Raw genomic sequence first — 1,515 nt, forward strand, 5'->3', positions numbered from 1 at the left:
GGTGCCCTGCTTGTTCTCCTTCTTGTGCTCGTCAGTGCCCTGCTTGTTCTCCCACGGGTGGTGGTTGGCGCCCTCGCGGTTGTCCTTGTCCGTGCCCTTGTGCGTGTCCTCGGCCGGGGGCCTCTGCACGGATCCCGCAGGAGGCGGCAGGACCGGGTACGGCGAGTCGGGTGTCTGGCCCTTCGGCGGCGAGATCTCGTAGTCGTGCTTGCCGTGTGCGTCTCCGCTCGGGCGCTGGTACCAGCCCTTGCGGTCGTGGTCGAACATCGTGACGGACTTCACCGGCTTCTCGGCGGGCTTGACCGCAACGACGTCGGAGGAGTGGAACGACGACCACTGCCGGCCGCTGTACGTCTGCTTGCCCTTGGCGGCGACGGGCGGGGCCAGCGGGTTGCCGCAGGCGCAGCGGACGCGGGGTACGCCGCGGTCGTCGACCAGGACGGATGTGCCGGCCTGCAGGACGGCCTGGTAGCCGGTGGGTGCGCCGTTCTTGTACCCGTGGTTGGTGACCCGGGTGTCCCAGCCCAGCTGGACGGGGGTCAGAGACCGCAGGTAGGAGGCGACGTCGGACTGCCGGATGCTCAGGGGGTCGGAGAAGGCCTTGCCCTTGTCGGCGTGTTCCGTGAGGTACTTGATCTGCTTCTCGACGTCGCAGCTCGTGACGTTGCGCGTGCCTCCGTACAGGCCCGGGTAGGCACCGTTGACTTCGAGGGCGCTCGCGCCGCTGCCGCCGCCCTTGGACTTGCCGGCGGATGCGGGCGTGACCACGCCGTCCTCGGACTGTGTGTCCGTCGAGGGGGTGAACGGATCGGGGCCGGCCGCCGAGGCGGCCTGGAGGAAGACCTCTCCACCGGATGCGTCGTGCCCGCCCATGACCGTGAAGGCCAGGACCACGGCGGTCGCCATGGCCACTGCCGTACCGGCACTCAGCACGGTCCTGCGCGAACGCCACCCGTGGGCCGAACCGCCTCGACGCGGGCCGGGCTCGCCCGGCTCACCGCTGCCGGCCGGCGGACCGGGGGGCTGCGGCGGGGGCGGGGGCGCTGGTGGCGGGGGAGGGGCGGCCGGCGGGGGTGGCCCCTGCGGCCAGGACTGCTCGTTCGTCGGGCGGTCGGACAGCGGTCCGGACGGGGGGCCGGTGGGACGCTCGCCCGAAGGAGGTAGGGAAGTCACGACACTCTCCCCCAGACGTAGGGCATCGGGAAAATGGTGGTTATCCGCATCTGCTCGCTCCTTACTGCCATTATGGCCTCCTGTACCGGAGGCGTGAATGATGGAAATTCCACCCCCGCGAAAAAAGGTGAAGAGCGACCGGAGGGGCCCGTCGCTCCACGCGTTGCCGGGGTGGGCCCAGCTTCTGTACGTGAGCCCATGTCTTGAGTAAGCCCTGGGCCCCGGCCGGCGTCATGCCGCGAGATTTCGGGGCTTGACAGGCGGGCGGCGGCCCGACCGGGCCTCGGCCGCCCTCAAGGCCTACCGCTCCGGCAACGCACGCACCGACGCGCTCCAGGCCAC

1 protein-coding gene is annotated in these 1,515 nt (G+C 70.7%); it reads right to left on the minus strand.

The annotated features are described in order from the left end of the window. Positions 1-906 (minus strand): DUF6777 domain-containing protein (locus AB0B01_RS21575; RefSeq protein WP_361721345.1); only part of this gene is annotated, 906 nt, incomplete at its 3' end. Between the last annotated feature and the right edge of the window lie 609 nt (positions 907-1,515).

Source organism: Streptomyces sp. NPDC044571, assembly GCF_040647115.1.
Classification (GTDB): Bacteria; Actinomycetota; Actinomycetes; order Streptomycetales; family Streptomycetaceae; genus Streptomyces.